At 58.2% G+C, this 20,114-nt stretch carries 18 protein-coding genes; 2 read left to right on the top strand and 16 right to left on the bottom strand.

The window, feature by feature from the left end:
• From CXK91_RS14235 to rpsB, 10 genes are all read right to left on the bottom strand, one after another.
• Complete coding sequence (locus CXK91_RS14235; RefSeq protein ID WP_003285768.1) at positions 1-504, bottom strand: OmpH family outer membrane protein; 504 nt, start codon at positions 502-504, stop codon at positions 1-3.
• Positions 505-552: 48 nt separating this feature from the next.
• Positions 553-2,904, bottom strand: a complete 2,352-nt coding sequence (gene bamA, locus CXK91_RS14230; RefSeq protein ID WP_103456771.1) for an outer membrane protein assembly factor BamA — start codon at positions 2,902-2,904, stop codon at positions 553-555.
• Positions 2,905-2,973: 69 nt separating this feature from the next.
• Complete coding sequence (gene rseP / locus CXK91_RS14225; RefSeq protein ID WP_103456770.1) at positions 2,974-4,326, bottom strand: RIP metalloprotease RseP; 1,353 nt, start codon at positions 4,324-4,326, stop codon at positions 2,974-2,976.
• Between the two features lie 59 nt (positions 4,327-4,385).
• Positions 4,386-5,576 carry a 1-deoxy-D-xylulose-5-phosphate reductoisomerase gene (ispC, locus tag CXK91_RS14220; protein ID WP_181003959.1) on the bottom strand — a complete coding sequence of 397 codons (1,191 nt, stop codon included), beginning with the start codon at positions 5,574-5,576 and terminating at the stop codon, positions 4,386-4,388.
• The gene (locus CXK91_RS14215) at positions 5,573-6,388 is read right to left on the bottom strand and encodes a phosphatidate cytidylyltransferase (protein WP_103456768.1); all 816 of its coding nucleotides are present in this window, start codon (positions 6,386-6,388) and stop codon (positions 5,573-5,575) included. Before CXK91_RS14215 ends, ispC begins: the two co-directional genes overlap by 4 nt.
• Positions 6,382-7,143 (bottom strand): polyprenyl diphosphate synthase, encoded by a 762-nt coding sequence (gene uppS, locus CXK91_RS14210; RefSeq protein WP_103456767.1) that lies wholly within the window; start codon positions 7,141-7,143, stop codon positions 6,382-6,384. Before uppS ends, CXK91_RS14215 begins: the two co-directional genes overlap by 7 nt.
• Positions 7,144-7,281: 138 nt before the next feature.
• Entirely contained in the window at positions 7,282-7,839 is a 558-nt protein-coding gene (frr, locus tag CXK91_RS14205) for a ribosome recycling factor (protein WP_003285760.1), read from the bottom strand.
• Complete coding sequence (gene pyrH / locus CXK91_RS14200) at positions 7,836-8,579, bottom strand: UMP kinase (protein WP_103456766.1); 744 nt, start codon at positions 8,577-8,579, stop codon at positions 7,836-7,838. The genes frr and pyrH overlap by 4 nt, the downstream gene beginning before the upstream one ends.
• 199 nt (positions 8,580-8,778) lie before the next feature.
• Positions 8,779-9,642: a translation elongation factor Ts gene (tsf, locus tag CXK91_RS14195; protein WP_103456765.1), complete on the bottom strand. Its 864-nt coding sequence runs from the start codon at positions 9,640-9,642 to the stop codon at positions 8,779-8,781.
• Positions 9,643-9,769: 127 nt separating this feature from the next.
• Positions 9,770-10,510 (bottom strand): 30S ribosomal protein S2, encoded by a 741-nt coding sequence (gene rpsB, locus CXK91_RS14190; RefSeq protein ID WP_038661667.1) that lies wholly within the window; start codon positions 10,508-10,510, stop codon positions 9,770-9,772.
• Positions 10,511-10,798: 288 nt separating this feature from the next.
• On the opposite strand from rpsB, the gene map reads away from it, so the two are divergent.
• Both map and CXK91_RS14180 read left to right on the top strand, forming a co-directional pair.
• Complete coding sequence (gene map / locus CXK91_RS14185; RefSeq protein WP_103456764.1) at positions 10,799-11,581, top strand: type I methionyl aminopeptidase; 783 nt, start codon at positions 10,799-10,801, stop codon at positions 11,579-11,581.
• A gap of 36 nt (positions 11,582-11,617) precedes the next feature.
• The gene (locus CXK91_RS14180) at positions 11,618-14,320 is read left to right on the top strand and encodes a [protein-PII] uridylyltransferase (RefSeq protein WP_103456763.1); all 2,703 of its coding nucleotides are present in this window, start codon (positions 11,618-11,620) and stop codon (positions 14,318-14,320) included.
• 43 nt (positions 14,321-14,363) lie between these two features.
• Here CXK91_RS14180 and CXK91_RS14175 read toward each other — a convergent pair whose 3' ends face one another.
• From CXK91_RS14175 to CXK91_RS14150, 6 genes are read right to left on the bottom strand one after another with little or no spacing between them, the layout of a single operon-like run.
• On the bottom strand, positions 14,364-14,693 hold the full coding sequence (locus tag CXK91_RS14175; protein ID WP_003285752.1) for a Na+/H+ antiporter subunit G: 330 nt from the start codon (positions 14,691-14,693) through the stop codon (positions 14,364-14,366).
• Positions 14,694-14,702: 9 nt separating this feature from the next.
• Positions 14,703-14,972, bottom strand: a complete 270-nt coding sequence (locus CXK91_RS14170; RefSeq protein ID WP_103456762.1) for a K+/H+ antiporter subunit F — start codon at positions 14,970-14,972, stop codon at positions 14,703-14,705.
• Positions 14,957-15,457 (bottom strand): Na+/H+ antiporter subunit E, encoded by a 501-nt coding sequence (locus CXK91_RS14165; protein ID WP_003285749.1) that lies wholly within the window; start codon positions 15,455-15,457, stop codon positions 14,957-14,959. The genes CXK91_RS14170 and CXK91_RS14165 overlap by 16 nt, the downstream gene beginning before the upstream one ends.
• Positions 15,454-16,953 (bottom strand): monovalent cation/H+ antiporter subunit D, encoded by a 1,500-nt coding sequence (locus CXK91_RS14160; protein ID WP_103456761.1) that lies wholly within the window; start codon positions 16,951-16,953, stop codon positions 15,454-15,456. Before CXK91_RS14160 ends, CXK91_RS14165 begins: the two co-directional genes overlap by 4 nt.
• On the bottom strand, positions 16,950-17,279 hold the full coding sequence (locus CXK91_RS14155; protein ID WP_103456760.1) for a Na+/H+ antiporter subunit C: 330 nt from the start codon (positions 17,277-17,279) through the stop codon (positions 16,950-16,952). The genes CXK91_RS14160 and CXK91_RS14155 overlap by 4 nt, the downstream gene beginning before the upstream one ends.
• Positions 17,279-20,071, bottom strand: coding sequence for a monovalent cation/H+ antiporter subunit A (locus CXK91_RS14150; protein WP_103456759.1), 2,793 nt, complete (start codon positions 20,069-20,071; stop codon positions 17,279-17,281). Before CXK91_RS14150 ends, CXK91_RS14155 begins: the two co-directional genes overlap by 1 nt.
• Positions 20,072-20,114: the final 43 nt, after the last annotated feature.

Below are 20,114 nucleotides of genomic sequence, written 5' to 3'. Positions count from 1 at the left end.
TCAGCGCGTCTGATTCATACGCTCGATGACCTGGCGGGTGATATCGAACTGAGGTTTGACATCCACCACGGCACCGCGCTCGAACACCAAGTCGTAGTTGCCCTTCTTGATGACTTCTTCGACCGCCTGATCCAGCTTCGGCTTAAGCTGCTTGAGCATTTCGCGATCAGCCACCGCTTTCGACTCATTCAGCTCCTTGGATTGGAACTGGAAGTCACGCGCCTTCTGTTTGAATTCAAGCTCCAGGCGCTCGCGCTCTGCTTGCTGCATCTTGTCGCCGTCCTTGACCAGACGATCCTGGATGCGCTTGGCATCGCTTTCCAGCGTCTTGAGCTTGCTCAGCTGCGGGCCGAACTTCTTCTCTGCATCGACCGCATAGCGCTTGGCCGCGTCTGACTCAAGCAGCGCCATCTGGTAATTCATGACAGCGATCTTCATCTCGGCAAAAGCGGGGGTCGCCACCAGCGCGGCAACGACGAGAAACAGTTGAGTCAACTTACGCACGGTAAACACCACTCCTGAAAGAAAACACTGAAGCATAACGCCGCAATGTTAGAACGTTTGTCCCAGCGAGAACTGGAATACCTGAGTATCGGCATCGTCCGGTTTGACTACCGGCATCGCCAGGCTGAAGCTCAGCGGGCCCATCGCGGTGATCCAGGTCAAGCCAACGCCGACCGAACTGGCCATGTCACCGAAATCAATATCGCTACAATTAGCCGCGCCCGACGGACAATTGGTATCGAACACATTACCAACATCCCAGAACACGGAGGTACGCAGCGACCGCTGATCCTTGACGAACGGCATCGGGAATAGCACTTCCAGACCACCCTGGATCAGCACGTTACCGCCGAAGGGCAACGGATCCTGATCCGGGTCGGCAATGGTTCCCGGCCGAGTACCGTCACTCGGGGTGCTGCGTGGACCTAGGCTGCTGTCCTCGAAGCCACGCACGGAGTTGAAGCCACCCGCATAATAATTTTCATAGAACGGCAGCCTCGAAGTCGAACCATAGGCATCGCCGTAACCGAGGCGCGTGTGCATGCGCAGGGTGTAATCCTTGCTCACAGGCACGAATAGCTGGCCGTTGTAATCGAGCTTGTAGAACGACAGGTCACTACCCGGAATGGTGGTCTCGAAGACCAGGCTCTGGGAATGACCACGCGTCGCCAGTACGCCACGGTTGAGAGTCGACTCCGACCAGCCCACCGACGCCTTGAAGTTGAGGAAGCTGTCGCCCTCCTCCTCCATGAAGTCAAAGATCTCGTCTACGGTATAGCGGCCGGTATCCAGATCATCCTGTTGGACGGTCAGGCCGAACGACAGACGAGATGTCTCACTGATCGGATAGCCAATGTTGACCCCGCCACCCAAACTGTCCACCGAGTAGCTGGAGACGTCGTAATCCAGTTCATCGTAGTCAGTGGTGCGATAGAAGGCGTTGTAGCCGAGGCTCACACCATCTTCGGTCCAGTAGGGGTCCACGAAGCCGAAGTTGTAACGCGACTGGTATTCACTGCGGGTCAGGCCCAGCGAAACGCGATTACCGGTGCCAAGGAAGTTGTTCTGGCTGATCGAGCCACCAAGAATCAGACCTGCGTTTTGCGCAAAGCCGATGCTGGCCATGATCGAACCGGAAGGCTGCTCTTCTACGCTGTAGTTGACGTCGATCTGATCATCGGTACCAGGCACCTGGGGCGTTTCTACGTTCACTTCCTTGAAGAAGCCGAGGCGCTCGAGGCGGGTTTTCGACTGGTCGATCAGGTAGGTCGACGCCCAACCACCTTCCATCTGGCGCATCTCACGACGCAGCACTTCGTCTTCGGTCTTGGTGTTGCCGCGGAAATTCACGCGATTGACGTAGGCACGCTTACCAGGATCGACAACGAAGGTAATGGACACCGTGTTGTCTTCGTCGTGGGCTTCCGGAACGCCGTTGACGTTGGCGAAGGTATAGCCTTCGTTACCAAGCCTGCGGGTGATCAGCTCGGATGTGGATGTCATGACCTTACGCGAGAATACCTGTCCTTCCTTGGCCAGCAGCAGCGCTTCGATCTCTTCCTGTGGAACTTTGAGATCGCCACTAAGCTTGACGTCGCGAACGGTATAGCGCTCACCTTCGTCGATGTTCACCGTGACGTAGACGTGCTTCTTGTCCGGTGTAATGGATACCTGGGTCGAGGTGATATCCATGTTGATATAGCCGCGATCCAGGTAATAGGAGCGCAGACGCTCCAGGTCCCCGGACAGTTTTTCGCGCGCGTATTTGTCGTCATTACGGAAGAAGGAAAGCCAGTTGGTGGTTTTCAGCTCGAACAGGTCGACCAGATCTTCATCCGGGAACACCGAATTGCCTACGACGTTGACGTGCTTGATGGCGGCAACCGAGCCTTCATTGATCTTGATCTTCAATGCCACCCGGTTACGCGGCTGCGCAACGACTTCGGTTTCGATGGTGGCGGAGTAGCGACCTTGAGCCACGTACTGGCGCTGGAGCTCGTTGCGTACGCCTTCGAGCGTGGCTTGCTGGAAGATTTCCCCTTCAGCCAGGCCAGACTGCTGCAAGCCCGATAGCAAGTCTTCGGTCTTGATCGCCTTGTTGCCCTCGATCTCGATACCGGAAATGGACGGGCGCTCGACTACGCTGATGACCAGCACGTCGCCATCGCGGCCGAGCTGTATGTCTTGAAAAAAGCCGGTACGGAAGAGCGCACGAGTGGCATCGACCAGACGAGTGTCATCGGCAGGCTCGCCAACGTTCAGAGGTAGCGCGCCGAATACGCTGCCGGCGGAAACCCGCTGCAGGCCGTTGACCCGGATATCGGAGATAGTGAAGGACTCAGCGTGAACTTCGGCAATCATCAATGCGGAAATAACCGCAGGTAGCAGCAGACGTTTCATGAAGTCCTTTCTTATTCAAACCTGATAAATGAACCGGCAATTCGGCACGGCGACACTACGGATTCGGCATTACAGACGGCCAATATCATTGACCAGCGCAAGCAGCATCACCCCTACCACCAAGCTGATGCCGATCTGTACTCCCCATCCCTGCACCCGCTCCGACAGAGGACGCCCGCGAACCCACTCGACGAGATAGAAGAGCAGATGCCCACCGTCGAGCACCGGGATAGGTAATAGATTGAGAACCCCCAGACTAATGCTCAGATAGGCAAGGAAATTGAGGAAATCCCCCAGGCCAGACTGGGCAGAAGCGCCCGCCACTTTAGCAATGGTTATCGGGCCGCTCAAGTTTTTTACCGAGAGCTCCCCGAAGAGCATTTTCTTTAGCGAGTCGAGGGTCAGCAGGCTCATGGTCCAGGTGCGCTTTGCCCCTTCGACCACCGCCTCGATTGGCCCGAAGCTAACCTCGCGCAGCATCTCCGCCGGCCACGCGCCGGCTTCGACGCCCGCGCCCAGATAGCCACGCCGCGCGTCACCCTCACCGCGCGCCGCGAGCGTGAGGGGCACATCTAGGCGCTGACCGTCTCGCTCGATCTGCAAGGTAACCCGCTCATCGGGTAGCTCCTTGACCGTATCGATCACCTGCTGCCAATCGTTCAGTGGGTTTTGATCCAGACCGAGCAAGCGGTCACCGAGCAGTATTCCTGCCGCTTGCGCAGGCCCTTCGGGATCCAGCTGAGCGATTACCGGGTCTATCTGCGGACGCCATGGCCTGATGCCAAGCGATGAGATTGGATCAGGCTCCTCCACGCCCTTGAGCCAGCTCTGCAACGGAATCTGTAGTTGCCTTTCACCAGAACTGCCGAGGTCACGCACCGTCAGATCCAATTGCCCGCTTTCGCCCAACCGACGCACCAACTGGAGATTGACTTCGGACCAACCACTGACGGGCTTTCCATTGACTGCGACGATCTCCTGATCGACCACCAGCCCAGCCTGCGCGGCAAGACTGCCGGGCTCGACCGCACCAACCACGGGACGAATCTGCTCGCTCCCAAGCATCGCGATAAGCCAGAAGAAAACCAGAGCCAACAGAAAATTGGCCAGAGGACCGGCAGCGACAATGGCGAAACGTTGGCGAACAGTCTTTCGATTGAAGGCGCTTTCCAGTAGCGCGGGCGGAACGTCACCCTCTCGCTCGTCAAGCATCTTGACGTATCCGCCTAGCGGGATAGCGGCGACGACGAACTCGGTCCCCTGACGGTCATGCCAGCGTACCAATGGAGTGCCGAACCCGACGGAGAAGCGCAGCACTTTCACACCGCAGCGTCGCGCGACCCAGAAATGACCAAATTCATGGAAGGTAACCAGCACCCCGAGCGCAACGAGGGTACCGATGATCATGTAGAGCGCGCTCATAATTTCCTCCGGGGGTGGGTCTGTTGACGTTTCGCTGCAAGCCTCGCGACCAGCAAACCCTATCGCCCGTTACGGCTAAGCCAGGCCCCGGCAATTTCTCGTGCCTGCCTGTCCGCCGCCAACACATCTTCGAGACAATCGGTTGGAACCGATGCCTCACGGTTCAATACGTCGTCGATGATACTCGCGATCTCGGTAAAGCGGATGCGCCGATTGAGAAACGCATCGACCGCCACCTCGTTCGCGGCGTTTAGCATCGCCGGTGCCGTCCCTCCGTTCTCCGCCGCCAGTCGAGCAAGCCGCAGGCAAGGGAAACGCAGGTCATCGGGCGCCTGGAAATCCAGCCGTCCGATCTGCAGCAGATCCAGTGCCGAAACACCGGAGTCGATGCGTTCAGGCCACGCCAGCGCATGAGCGATGGGTGTGCGCATGTCGGGATTGCCGAGCTGGGCAAGCACTGAGCCATCCACATAATCCACCATGGAGTGGATGACACTTTGCGGGTGAATTACCACCTCCACCTGATGGGGGCGCGCGTCGAACAGCCAACAAGCTTCGATGAGCTCAAGCCCCTTGTTCATCATGCTCGCTGAATCCACGGAAATCTTTCGACCCATGGACCAATTTGGATGAGCACAAGCCTGTTCAGGCGTGACATCCGCTAAAAACTCGGGGGCCAGATCGCGAAACGGTCCGCCGGACGCGGTGAGCAACACTCGACGCACGCCAACCGCAGCCAACCCCCGGGAATAGTTGGGTGGCAAACACTGAAAAATCGCGTTGTGTTCGCTATCGATTGGCAACAGCACTGCAGCACTGTCACGCAGCGCCTGCATGAACAAGGCGCCAGACATTACCAACGCCTCTTTGTTCGCCAGGAGTACACGCTTGTCGGACCGCACTGCAGCAAGGGTAGGTTTCAGCCCGGCAGCGCCGACGATGGCCGCCATCACCACATCAACCTCAGGGTGAGCCGCCACTTCGCTTAGCCCCCCCTCCCCACTCAGCACCCGAGTGGCCAGGCCGTCGCGCTGCAATTGGTCCTGCAGGACCAGCGACTGCGTCTCATCGCTTACGACGGCGTAGCGCGGTCGATGCTGGACGCAGAGCGTCCGCAGTTCGGCAAGGCGACTAAAGCCGGTCAAGGCAAAAACGCTATAGCGTTCCGGATGACGGGAAACGACATCCAGGGTGCTTAACCCAATCGAGCCGGTCGCACCCAGTACGGTTATCTGCAAGGGTCGGGTCACAATGCGCCCCAACCTGCAAGCCACAACAGCACCGCAAAGACGGGAATAGCCGCGGTAAGGCTGTCGATGCGGTCCATCACACCGCCATGCCCAGGCAGCAGCTGGCTGCTGTCCTTGATGCCCGAACTGCGCTTGAACATGCTTTCAGTGAGATCGCCGATCACCGAGATCAGAACCACAACCGCGGCCCCCAGGAGCCCGAGAATCAGCTCCCTAGCCGACCAGCCGCGGTAGACCCCTACAGCGAGGGTAATCAGCAGACTGGTCAGAAGGCCACCGAACAGGCCCTCCCAGCTCTTACCAGGACTCACCTGCGGCGCGAGCTTACGCTTGCCGAAGGCCTTGCCCGAGAAATACGCGCCGATATCTGCAGCCCAAACCAGGATCATCACCGCCAGAATCAACCAATTGCCCAGCTCCCATTGCTTGAGGACAATCAGGGATTGCCATGAGGGAAGCAGGATCAGCAAGCCAATCACCAGACTGCCGAGCGAGCCACCCCAAAGCTGACTGCTCTGCGGATAGGTCAACACGAGGTAGGTCGCAACGAGCCACCAGAGCACGGCAAGCGCCAACAGCCATGGAGCCAACACCGGAAGCTGATAAAGCACGCCAAGCAGCACCACGACCAGCACTGCGTAACCGACTCGCGCCGGCTGACTGTCAAAACCAGCCAGGCGCGCCCATTCCCAGGCACCTAGCGATACGACCAGACCGATGAAGATTGCGAAGGCGAGACCGTGAAGGAGGAAAAACCCAATAATCGCGACAGGCAGAAGGATCGCCGCGGTGATGATTCGCTGCTTCAGCATTCGGCCTTTACCTCGTTTTCAACCTGCTCGCCAGTCTTGCCAAACCGCCGCTGGCGCGTCGCGAAGTCGGCCAGCGCCTTGCGCATGGCGACTTGCTTGAAATCCGGCCAATACAGGTCAGAGAAATACAATTCTGCGTAAGCAAGCTGCCAGAGCAGAAAATTACTGATACGCCGCTCACCGCCGGTGCGGATACACAGGTCCGGTAACGGCATGTCCCCCGTCGCCAGATAGCTCTGGAACAGGGCGGGCGTAATCTCGGCAGGATTGAGACGCCCCGCCTGAGCCTCAGAGGCCAGATGCTGAGCAGCCTGAAGAATGTCCCATTGGCCACCATAGTTGGCCGCAACCTGGAGCACGAAGCGATGGTTTGCAGCAGTCATTTCCTCGACTTCCAGCATTGCCGCCTGCAACTCGGGATGAAAGCGCGAGCGGTCGCCGATGATGCGCAACCGGATGCCATTTTCATCTAGCTTGCGTGCCTCACGCCGTAGCGCAGAGAGAAATAGCTCCATCAGCGCTCCAACCTCGTCCGCAGGCCGCTGCCAGTTCTCACTGGAGAACGCGAAGAGCGTCAGCACCTCGACACCGGAATCGGCACAGACCTCAATCACGGCTCTAACCGCGTCAACCCCAGCCTTGTGTCCGGCCACACCGGGCAGCAAACGCCTCTTCGCCCAGCGGTTGTTGCCATCCATGATGATCGCCACATGACGGGGTACGTTCCGCCCGGCGAACTGCCTGACCTTTTCCATGAACAACTCTACTTGCGCTAAAACACGCTGCGAACCAAAAGAAAAAGCTGCAAGCAACAGCTCGATGGCATCTCGTGCCGTCGCGCCAAGGGCCAGCTTTCACCGGCCCAAGGACGCGACTACGATTCGATGCCGGCCTTATACGGCCATCAGGTCGCCTTCTTTGGCTTCGAGAGCCTTGTCGATCTCGGCAACGTGCTTGTCGGTTAGCTTCTGGACGTCATCCTGACCACGACGTTCCTCGTCCTCGCTGATTTCCTTTTCCTTGACCAGATCCTTCAGCTGCGCAATCGCATCACGACGGATGTTACGAACGGCAACGCGGGCATTCTCGGCTTCAGCGCGAGCCTGCTTCGTGTAGCCCTTACGAGTTTCCTCGGTCAAAGCGGGCATCGGCACACGAATGGTGGTGCCTGCGGTGGCCGGATTCAGGCCCAGGTCCGAAGTCATGATCGCCTTCTCAACCGCCTGGATCATGCCCTTGTCGAAGACGGTCAGCGCTAGGGTGCGGGAGTCTTCGGCGATCACGTTGGCCACCTGACGCAGCGGTGTGTCGACACCGTAGTACGAGACCATCACGCTGTCGAGAATGCTGGGATGCGCCCGACCAGTACGAATCTTGGCGAAGGCATGGTCCAGCGATTCCAGAGTTTTCTTCATGCGCTCCTGCGCGTCTTGCTTGATCTCGTTGATCATTCGTTCGATTCCTCGATCAGTGTTCCTTCGGCGCCGCCCAGCACGATATTGAGCAGGGCACCGGGCTTGTTCATGTTGAAAACCCGAAGCGGCATTTTATGATCGCGACACAGGCAGATGGCTGTCAGATCCATCACACCAAGCTTGCGATCGAGCACTTCGTCATACGTAAGCTCGGCGAATTTTTCTGCATTGGGGTCCTTGAACGGATCCGCGGTATAAACGCCGTCAACCTTGGTGGCCTTGAGCACGACATCGGCCTGAATTTCGATTGCACGCAGGCAGGCAGCCGAATCGGTGGTGAAGAACGGGTTGCCGGTGCCGGCTGAAAAGATGACCACTTCGCCAGTCTTGAGATGACGCATAGCTTTGCGACGATCGTAATGGTCAGTGACACCAACCATGGAGATGGCCGACATCACCAGCGCCGGGATATTCGAGCGCTCTAGCGCGTCGCGCATCGCCAGCGAGTTCATCACCGTGGCCAGCATGCCCATATGGTCGCCGGTCACCCGATCCATACCTGCTGCCGAAAGTGCAGCGCCACGGAATAGATTACCGCCACCAATAACCAGACCGACCTCGACGCCGATGCCAACCAATTGGCCGACTTCCAAAGCCATGCGATCGAGAACCTTGGGATCGATGCCGAAATCTTCGGAGCCCATCAGGGCTTCGCCGCTTAATTTGAGCAGAATGCGTTTATAGCGAGGATTGCGTGCACTCATCTGCTGAGCCATTGGCGTGTTATCTCCTGCGGCGTACTGTGACTGGAGCCTGATCGGATCAGACTAAAAATATCTGCGCTTTGACAGCGCAAGCGCGGCTTTGTGCCAAGCCGTGACTATATCGTGACAAAAAAACTATTCCGCTGCCCAATTCGACAAAGAGGCCGCGCGCGTGAGCGGGCAGCCTCTTATCACAACCACCGAAATGGCATTACTTCTTGGTCGCAGCTACCTGGGCAGCAACTTCAGCAGCGAAGTCGACCTCAGCCTTCTCGATGCCCTCGCCCACTTCGTAGCGAACGAAGGAAACGATCTCGGCACCAGCTTTCTTGGCCAGTTCGCCAACCTTGACCTCAGGGTTCTTGACGAAAGCCTGCTCGACCAAGCTCGCCTCGGCGAGGAACTTGTTGATGCGGCCTTTTACCATGTTCTCAACAATGTTCTCCGGCTTGCCGGAGATCTTGTCAGCGTTGAGCTGCAAGAAAATTTCCTTTTCCTTGGCGATCAGCTCTTCGGAAACATCGGTCGGGCTCAGAACGGCCGGATTGCTGGCTGCCACGTGCATCGCGATATCCTTGGCCAGCTCGGCATCACCACCCTTGAGGGTGACCAGGACGCCAATGCGATGACCGTGCAGATATGCACCGACAACTTCGCCTTCCACAGCGGTAAGGCGACGGATGTTCACGTTCTCGCCGCACTTGGCGACCAGCGCCTCGCGAGCGGATTCGCGAGAAGCGACCAGCGGAGCGACGTCATTCAGCTTCTGCTCGAAAGCTTCGTCCAGGCTTTCCTTGACGAAGGCTTTGAAATCATCCTGCAGAGCCAGGAAGTCGGTCTGCGAGTTGACTTCGATGATCAGACCACGGCCACCTTCGACGCGAACGGCGATCGAGCCTTCGGCAGCGATGTTGCCTGACTTCTTGGCAGCCTTGATGGCGCCGGAAGCACGCATGTCGTCGATGGCCTTCTCGATGTCGCCTTCAGCGGCAACCAGAGCCTTCTTGCATTCCATCATGCCCTGACCGGTGCGCTCGCGCAGTTCTTTGACCAAGGCTGCAGTGATTTCTGCCATGTTGGGAATCCTCTCGATTTGGTTTCTAAACCACTCACCCAAGACGCGGGTGATCAATTCGCAAGAGACAAAAAGGGGGCCTAGCCCCCTTTTTGTTCATCGGGTGTCACGCTGCAGTGCGCCGCACTCAGCCCTGAGCCGCTTCGGAAGCTACTTCCTCGACGAACTCGTCAGCGCCACCTGCGCCATTCTGGCGACCGCGCAGAACAGCATCAGCCATGGAGCCGAGATAGAGTTGCACGGCACGGATGGCGTCATCATTACCGGGAATGATGTAATCGACACCTTCCGGGCTGCTGTTGGTATCGACGATACCGATAACCGGGATACCCAGCTTGTTGGCTTCGGAGATGGCGATGCGCTCGTGATCGACGTCGACTACGAACATGGCGTCCGGCAGGCCGCCCATATCCTTGATACCACCCAGGCTGCGATCCAGTTTTTCCAGATCACGGGTGCGCATCAGCGCTTCTTTCTTGGTCAGCTTGTCGAAAGTGCCGTCCTGAGACTGCACTTCCAGCTCACGCAGACGCTTGATCGAGGCGCGAATGGTTTTGTAGTTGGTCAGCATGCCGCCCAACCAGCGATGATCGACATACGGCGAGCCGCAACGAGCAGCTTCTTCGCGAACGATCTTGCCAGCGGAACGCTTGGTGCCGACGAACAGAATCTTGTTCTTGCCTGCAGCCAGCTTTTCAACGAAACGCAGGGCGTCGTTGAACATCGGCAGGGTTTTTTCCAAGTTGATGATATGGATCTTGTTACGCGCGCCGAAAATGTACTTATCCATTTTCGGGTTCCAGTAACGGGTCTGGTGGCCGAAGTGCACACCGGCCTTCAGCATATCGCGCATAGTGACTTGAGACATGTTAAGTCCTCGAATAAGTCGGGTTAGGCCTCCACGCGTCCCGATATCCAACTCTTGCGAGCACCCAGGATACCGTGTCGACACGTGTGTGGGGTTAAGCACAACGGGTCTACCCGTTGAGCGGCGCGTTTTATAGCACAACGACCATCGAGAGGCTACTGATTTGAGCAACCACAGCGGTGCGCTCCAGACTCACCCAGGCCCCTGACCTGTAGGCAGTAGGTGCTTTGGTTTATCATCGCCCCTTTCCGTTCTTGCCTTCGCCTGTGGGCGCATAAAGAGGTTTGCATGACAGTTACGATCAAGACGCCCGAAGATATCGAAAAGATGCGTGTCGCCGGGCGCCTCGCCGCCGAGGTACTCGAGATGATCGGTGAGCACGTCAAACCGGGAGTCACTACCGAAGAACTCAATCGCCTCTGCCACGACCATATCGTCAATGTTCAGCAGGCGATCCCCGCACCGCTCAATTACAAGGGTTTCCCCAAGTCGATCTGCACCTCGATCAACCACGTCGTCTGCCACGGCATCCCTAACGACAAGCCCCTGAAGGATGGCGATATCCTCAACATCGACATCACGGTGATCAAGGACGGCTATCACGGCGACACAAGCAAGATGTTCATGGTGGGTAAAACACCTGAATGGGCCGAGCGGCTCTGCCAGGTCACCCAGGAATGCCTATATAAAGGCATCGAACTGGTTCGTCCGGGAACCCGTCTTGGCGACATCGGCGAAGCAATCCAGAAGCACGCCGAAAAGAATGGTTTTTCCGTAGTGCGTGAATACTGTGGCCACGGCATCGGCAAGGTCTTCCACGAAGAGCCGCAAGTTCTGCATTACGGACGCGCCGGCACCGGCATGGAACTCAAGGAAGGTATGACCTTCACCATTGAACCAATGATCAACCAGGGGCGCTCGGAAACCCGCCTGCTGGGTGACGGCTGGACCGCGATCACCAAGGACCGCAAGCTTTCTGCCCAGTGGGAGCACACCATTCTGGTTACCGCAGATGGTTACGAGATATTCACGCTGCGTAGCGACGACACCATCGCCCGCACTTCTGCCTGAGATTCCCCAGCCGCAGCACCATGGGAGGACGTTCGCATGCCCCAGGTTGACCCGGAGCTGTTTGATCGCAGCCAGTTTCAAGCGGAGCTGGCACTCAAGGCCAGCCCCATCGCCGCATACAAGAAGGCCATACGCCAGGCGCGACAGGTGCTGGACGAGCGCTTCAAGAGCGGCCGGAGCATTCGGCAATTGATTCAGGATCGAGCCTGGTTCGTCGATCAGATTCTGCGCTCGGCCTGGGATCGCTTCGACTGGGACAAAGGTGCCGATATCGCTCTGGTCGCCGTGGGAGGCTATGGTCGAGGTGAACTGCACCCTTACTCCGACATCGACCTGTTGATCCTGCTCGATGAAAGCGACCAGGAAATCTTCCGCGACGCGATTGAAGGCTTCCTCACCCTGCTCTGGGATATCGGACTGGAAGTCGGCCAGGCGGTGCGGTCGGTGGCGGAATGCGCCGAAGAAGCGCGCGCCGACCTGACGGTCATTACCAATCTCATGGAAAGCAGGACCATTGCCGGCCCTGAACACCTACGCCAGGCCATGCTGCGGGTCACCAGTGCGCAGGAAATGTGGCCTAGCAAAGAGTTTTTCCTGGCTAAGCGCAACGAACAGCGCGCCAGGCACGCCAAGTACAACAACACCGAGTACAACCTGGAGCCTAACGTGAAGGGCTCTCCTGGGGGACTGCGCGACATCCAGACCATTCTGTGGATTGCACGGCGGGAGTTCGGCACGCTGAATCTGCAAGCGATGGTCGATCAGGGTTTCCTCACCGAAGGGGAACACAGCCTGCTGACTGCCTCGCAGGAGTTCATCTGGAAAGTACGCTATGGCCTGCATATGCTCGCCGGGCGCGCCGAGGATCGACTGCTGTTCGACCATCAGCGCAGCCTCGCTGCGATGCTGGGCTATGAAGATAACGATGCCAAGTTGGCCATCGAACGTTTCATGCAGAAGTACTACCGAGTAGTCATGAGCATTGCCGAGCTCAGCGACCTCGTTGGCCAGCATTTCGCCGAGGTCATCCTCTGGGAAGGCGAATCCGGGCCTACCGTACCGCTTAACAGTCGATTCCAAATACGAGATGGTTATCTGGAGGTCACCAGCCCGGCGATATTCAAGCGCACTCCGTTCGCCATCCTGGAAACCTTCGTACTGCTTGCCCAACACCCCGACATCCAGGGTGTGCGATCCGACACGATCCGCCTGCTACGCGACCATCGCTATCTGATCGACGACGCCTTCCGCCAGGACCTGCGCAACACCAGCCTGTTTATCGAGCTGTTCAAGTGCAAGGAAGGCATCCACCGCAACCTGCGGCGAATGAACCGCTACGGCATCCTCGGTCGCTATCTTCCAGAGTTCGGCCATATCGTAGGCCAGATGCAGCACGACCTCTTCCACATCTACACCGTCGATGCGCACACCCTGAACGTCATCAAGTACCTGCGCAAACTGACTAAACCAGGCGTTGCCGAGAAGTACCCGCTGGCCAGCAAGCTGGTGGAAAAGCTGCCCAAGCCCGAGCTGATTTACATCGCCGGGCTCTATCACGACATCGCCAAAGGGCGTGGTGGCGACCATTCAGAGCTGGGCGCGGTCGATGCCGAGCAATTCTGTAGCCGACACAAGTTGCCGGCCTGGGACACTCGACTGGTGGTCTGGCTTGTGGAAAACCATTTAGTCATGTCCACCACTGCCCAGCGCAAGGATCTATCCGACCCACAAGTGATAAACGATTTCGCCCAACTGGTTGGCGACGAAACTCATCTGGACTACCTCTACGTACTCACGGTCGCCGACATCAACGCCACCAACCCGACACTGTGGAATTCCTGGCGCGCGAGCCTGTTGCGGCAGCTATACACCGAAACCAAGCGGGCGTTGAAACGCGGACTGGAAAACCCCCTGGGACGCGAGGAGCAGATCCGCCAGACCCAACGCGCCGCGCTCGATGATCTGGTCCGCCACGGCACCGATCCGGACGATGCCGAGCAGCTCTGGGCGCAACTGGGCGACGACTATTTTCTGCGGCATACCGCGACCGATGTCGCCTGGCATACCGACGCGATCATCGAGCATCCGGCCAATGGCGGACCGCTGGTACTGATCAAGGAAACCACACAGCGGGAATTCGAGGGCGGCACCCAGATATTCATCTACGCGCCAGACCAGCACGATTTCTTTGCGGTAACGGTGGCCGCCATGGATCAGCTCAATCTAAACATTCATGACGCGCGCATTCTTACATCCAGCAGCCAGTTCACCCTGGACACCTATATTGTGCTGGACGTCGATGGCAGCCCTATCGGCAATAACCCCGAACGTATAGAGGAGATTCGCAGAGGCCTAATTACCGCACTGCGCAATCCGGATGACTACTTGAATATCATCCAGCGCCGCGTACCTCGGCAGCTCAAACACTTTGCGTTCCCGCCACAGGTCACGATTCACAACGATACCCAGCGACCACAGACCATTCTGGAGATCATTGCACCGGATCGGCCTGGGCTACTGGCCCGCGTAGGGCAGCTCTTTCTGGACTTCGACCTATCGGTACAGAACGCGAAGATCGCGACGCTCGGCGAGCGAGTAGAAGACGTCTTCTTCGTGACCGATGCTCACAATCAGCCGCTTTCCGATCCGCAATTCTGCCTGCGCCTGCAACAGGCGCTGGTCAAGGAACTGCAACAGGAGAATGAGCAGCTGCCCTCACCGAGCAGCATCCTCATCTGACGCCTAGTCCTGCCCGTTGCGCGCCAACGCAGCGGGCAGGGGCTCAATCCCAGGGTTTGCCCTGCGTCTGCTCGACAGCTGGCAGCTTTTGTTGCATGGCGGCCTTGGCGAGTATGTGCGCACTGACCGGCGCCGTGAGGAAGAGGAATAGCGTGATCAGCAGCTCGTGTAGGCTCAGACCGCCGTTTCGGGTACTGAAGAAGATCATCGATGCAATGACGATGCCGCCTACACCGAGCGTCGTCGCCTTGGTTGGGCCGTGCAGACGCGTGTAGAAATCCGGCAGCCGGTAGAGTCCGATCGCACCAATCAGGGCGAACAGACTACCGATGATCAGGAACACGCTTACAAGCACTTCAATCCAAAATGGCATGTTAGCCCCTCAATCGATGATGTCGCCGTGCAGAAGGTGTTTGCCCACTGCCACGGTACTGACGAAGCCCATAACGGCAATCAGCAATGCGGCCTCGAAAAACAAATCCGAGGCGAGCCATATGCCGAACAACACGATGAGGGCGAGCGCATTGATGTAGAGCGTATCGAGCGCGAGCACTCGATCAGGCATGTCCGGTCCCTGGACCAGGCGCACCACGTTCAACACAGCCGCCAACCCGAGCACGGCCATGCAGAGCGGAATCACGTAGGCGAGCATTCGAAGATCTCCAACAGCGGCGCTTCATAATTACGTTTGACGTCAGCGATCAGCGCATCAACATCTGGCGCATCCAGCGCATGCACCATCAGCATTCGGCGATCCTGACTCAGGCAGGCCGACACCGTGCCAGGCGTCAGCGAGATGATGCTTGTGAGAGTCGCCAGAGCAAACTCGTTCTCGATCGCCATGGGCACCTCGATGAACGCTGGCCGCAGGCTCTTCTTAGGCCCAAGCACCAGCTTGGCGACCTGCACATTAGCCACGACGATGTCATAGATCACTTTGAGCGTGAACAGGCAGAGCTTAAGCGGCTTACGTATGCGCGGTACCTCGATGAGGAAGCCGCGAACAAGAAGCGGAATGCCCCAGCCAAGGAAAAGCCCGAGCAGAACCTGTCCGAAACTGAGCGTGTTATGAAGCAACAGCCAAAGCAGCGCCAGGAACACTGTCAGCGCAGGACTTGGTAACCAACGCGCCCTCATGCCGCACCTCCCTGAATAATCTGCAGATAGGGTGCGACATCCAGCAACTGCGCAGCAGTAGCCTGCATGAACTCCTGCAAAGGCCCAGCCGCAGCCACCAGGACCACGCTACCGAGAAGCAGGCCGACTGTTGCGATGACACGAATCGGATCGGCCACCCGCCCGGTCGCCTCCGAGGAGGAACGCCAGAATACCAAGCTGCCGGCGCGACTCAATGCGATCAGCATGCCCAACCCACCAACCAAAACCACAGCCCACAGCGCAATCGCTTCAGGGCCCAGTTCGATGGCACGCAACAGCATTACCTTGCCAAGAAAACCAGAGAACGGCGGTAAGCCGGCGACGGAAATCGCCCCAACGAAGAACAGCGATCCGAGCATTAACGGCTGCCGCAATGCGGGTGCAGATATCAGATCGGTCCCTAGATCGCCACGCTGGCGCGCGATCAGATCCGCCAGCAGGAAAAGTCCACCTGCAACCAGCGTACTGTGCACCAAGTAATACAGCGCTGCTGCCAGGCCTACCTCGGTGCCTAGCGCTACGCCCGCCAGCAGCGTGCCCACTGAAACCACAACCAGGTACGCCAGCAGCACCTGCAAGTTACGCGCAGCCAGGGCACCTACTACAGCGGCGCCCAGCGTTAGCAACGCCAGCGGCCATAGCCAGAACTCAACCATGTGGCTCAGCTCCCCCGCCTCGCTGCCAAACACCAGCGTAAATACCCGGATGATTGCGTACAGCCCGACCTTGGTCATGATCGCGAACAGCGCGGCAACCGGGGCCGTGGCCGATGCGTAGGCCCGAGGCAGCCAGAAGTAAAGCGGCAGGATCGCGCCCTTCAAAGCAAAGACGACCAACAGCAGGTAGCCCGCGGCGGCGAGCAACGGCGCATCAGCCGGGTCGGCGGCGCTTACCCGAGCCGCCATATCAGCAATATTCAACGTACCCAACAGGCCGTACAGCATGCTGACACCGATCAGGAACAGCGATGAGCCAAGCAGGTTCAACACCACATAGTGCATGCCCGAACGCACCCGTCTCTGCCCATGTCCATGCAGCAGTAAGGCGTATGAGGAAATCAGCAGGATCTCGAAGAAAACAAACAGGTTGAACAGATCGCCAGTGAGAAAGGCACCGTTAATACCGAGCAGCTGAAACTGATAGAGCGCGTGGAAATTAGGACCACGCTCATCATCACCTCGACAGGCGTACAACGCCGCGAATCCTGCCAGCACCGCCGTCACCAGCAGCATGAGCGCACTCAACCGATCGAGCATGAGGATGATGCCGAATGGTGGCTGCCAGCTGCCCAGAGCGTAGATACGCAGCTGGCCATCATCAGCAAGCAGAACCAGGCATGCTGCAATCGGGACCAGCGACCATGTAGCCGCTAGCGACAGTACGCGCTTGGTTGGTTTGCCCATCCGGTGACCAAGCAGCAGCAGCGCGCCCACGAACAAGGGCAGCAATAGGGGAAGGATCAACGCATGGTTCATATACGCGGCTCCTGCCCATCTACATGGTCGGTACGTAGCTCACCAATGCTACGCAACGCCAATACCACCACGAATGCGGTCATTGCGAAGCCGATGACGATAGCCGTGAGCACCAGAGCCTGGGGCAGCGGATCGCCATATTCAGTGCTCTTGCCGATTACCGCCGGAACGCCTGTAGCCAATCGCCCCATGGAAAAGATAAACAAGTTGACTGCATAGGAGATCAGCGTCAGTCCCATCACTACCGGGAAGATCCGAGCGCGCAAAAGCAGATAGACGCCGCTGGCCGTCATGATCCCGAGCGTAACCGCAAATACGGCCTCCATTACAGCACCTCCATGTTGGAATCGTCCTGCCGGACCTGGCCGATATTGGAAAGGATCAGCAACGTCGCCCCCACAACCACCAGATAAACGCCCAGATCGAACAGCATTGCAGTGGCCAGCTCGAACTCACCAATGAGCGGCAAATGGAAATGGTCGAATGCGGACGTGAGGAACGGGTGACCGAACAGCAAACTACCCAGCCCGGTCGCTCCCGCAATCAGTAAGCCGGCACCGCACAAGGAGTGATAACTCAGTGGCTGGCGCGCCTGAGCCCAGCTGACCCCGTGCGCGATGTACTGAAGAATCAGCGCGACGGCGGTAATAAGGCCGGCGATGAAGCCACCGCCTGGCAGGTTGTGCCCACGAAGGAAAATGAACGCAGATATCAGCAACGCCATCGGCAGCAATGCGCGCGCTAGCGCATCCAGCACCATCGGGTGCTTGTCTACGGACCAGAGCCGCCCGCCGGGGTCCCGGATTGGGTGAGGCAGTCGCAGGCCGTTGAGCAACCCGTAGATGCCTACGCCAGCGATGGCCAGCACCGCGATTTCACCCAGGGTATCGAATCCGCGGAAGTCCACCAGGATCACGTTCACGACGTTAGTGCCACCGCCGCCAGAGACGCTGTTCTCAAGGAAGTACGTGGCGATGCTGTCATATGGGCGGGTGAGCACCGTATAGGCGAGCAACGCCACCATGGTGCCGCACCCTCCGGCAAGCAGGAAATCACGGAAACCCCGCAAACTGCTCGACTCAGCCGGCGTGCGGTCGGGCATGAAGAACAGCGCGAGGATCAGCAGGATGATCGTCACGACCTCCACCGATAGCTGGGTCAGCGCTAGATCAGGGGCCGAATAGCGGGCGAATGCCAGCGCGACCATCAAACCGACCACGCTGAGTACGATAAGCGCCACCAGACGCCGACGATGGAACAGCACGGTAAGCAGCGACGTCAGTGCGAGAATCGCCATGCCGGCAACGGTGATACCGTCCAGTGGTGTCAGCGCCACGGGGCCATGCAGGGTTTCCAGCGGCGTCAGCGCATAAACCACCAGCACTAGCGTGCTGATGAGCATCAACGCGATGTAGCGTTGCAACGAACCGTTTTCCAGCATCCCAGTAATGTAGCGTGCCCCAAGAGTAAGGCCGCCCATGATCCGCTCGAACACCTCCAGCGAATCAACTGAAGGCAAACCCTCGTACCAGCGGAACGCCCACTTGCGCATCGAGTAAATCAAGATGCCACCGACCAGCGCCACCAAACTCATGGCCAGCGGCAGGTTGAAACCATGCCAGATAGCCAGGCTGTATTCGGGCACGTTGCCATTCAGCGTTCCGGAAACTGCCGCCGCGAGCAACGGCCCCACTGTAAGCGCGGGCAGCATGCCCACCAGCAGACAAAGCAGCACGAGGATTTCTACCGGTATCTTCATGTAGCGCGCCGGTTCGTGCGGCGGGTACTTGGGTAGATCGACTGGCTCGCCGTTGAAGAACACGTCGTGCACGAAGCGCAGCGAGTAAGCCACGGAGAACGCGCTTGCAAGCGTAGCCACCGCCGGGATCGTCCAGTAGAAACTGCCTAACAGATGCTGATCGAGAGTTTCGGCGAAGAACATTTCCTTACTCAGGAAACCGTTAAGCAGTGGCACACCGGCCATTGCCAGGGATGCCACCATGGCAAGCGCCGCGGTGTGTGGCATGTACTTCCACATGCCATTGATTCGCCGCATGTCGCGAGTCCCGGTCTCGTGATCGATGATCCCGGCGGCCATGAACAACGAGGCCTTGAAGGTCGCATGATTGATGATGTGAAAGATCGCTGCCACGGCCGCCAAACGAGAGTCCAGCCCGAACAGCAGAGTGATCAATCCCAGGTGACTGATCGTCGAATAGGCCAGCAGGCCTTTGAGATCGTGCTGGAACAACGCCATCACAGCGCCCAACAGCAAGGTGGTCAAGCCAGTGATGCTGACCAGATAGAACCACCACTCTGAATCCGCCAACGCCGGATACAGACGAGCCAACAGGAATACTCCTGCCTTGACCATGGTCGCCGAATGCAGAAACGCCGACACAGGCGTGGGAGCGGCCATCGCCTGCGGCAACCAGAAGTGGAATGGAAACTGCGCAGACTTGGTGAACACGCCAAGCAGCACAAGAATCAACGTCAACGGATATAGGGCGTTGGCGCGAATCAGGTCGCCCGAAGCCAGCACTGCCGTAAGCTCGAAGCTGCCGACGATATGACCGATCAACAGAATTCCCGCAAGCAGCGCCAGACCACCGCCACCGGTGATGGCTAGCGCCATTCGAGCACCCTGCCGAGCATCTGCCCGATGGTTCCAATAGCCGATTAGCAGGAATGACGACAGACTCGTCAGCTCCCAGAACATCAGCATCAGCAGCAGGTTCTCGGATAGCACTACGCCTAGCATGGCGCCCATGAACAACAGGAAGAATCCGAAGAAGCGCCCCATCGGGTCTTTCTTCGACAGGTAATAGCGCGCGTAGAGAATGACCAGCAGGCCAATGCCGAGGATCAACAGAGCGAACAGGAAGCCTAAGCCATCGAGACGCAGGCTGATATTCAACCCCAACTCTGGCAACCAGCTGTAGTGGATGATCTCCGTCTCACCGGCGAAGACCTCGGCGCGCTTGGAGAGCAATAGAACCAGCGCCGTTAATGGCGCTACCCCGGCGCCAAATGCGCAGGCCGAACGACCAAAGCGCTCGAGCAACAAGGGCAGAAAGATGCCCAGAAATGGCAAAGCGATGATCAGCGCGAGCGCCATGAACAAGACCCCTTAGGCCACCTAGTCGGAGGCATTTTTATCC

This window comes from Stutzerimonas stutzeri, from assembly GCF_002909485.1.
GTDB lineage: Bacteria > Pseudomonadota > Gammaproteobacteria > Pseudomonadales > Pseudomonadaceae > Stutzerimonas > Stutzerimonas stutzeri_AH.
Note: the sequence above shows the minus strand (reverse complement) of the source record. Positions and strands in the feature narration are given on the sequence as shown.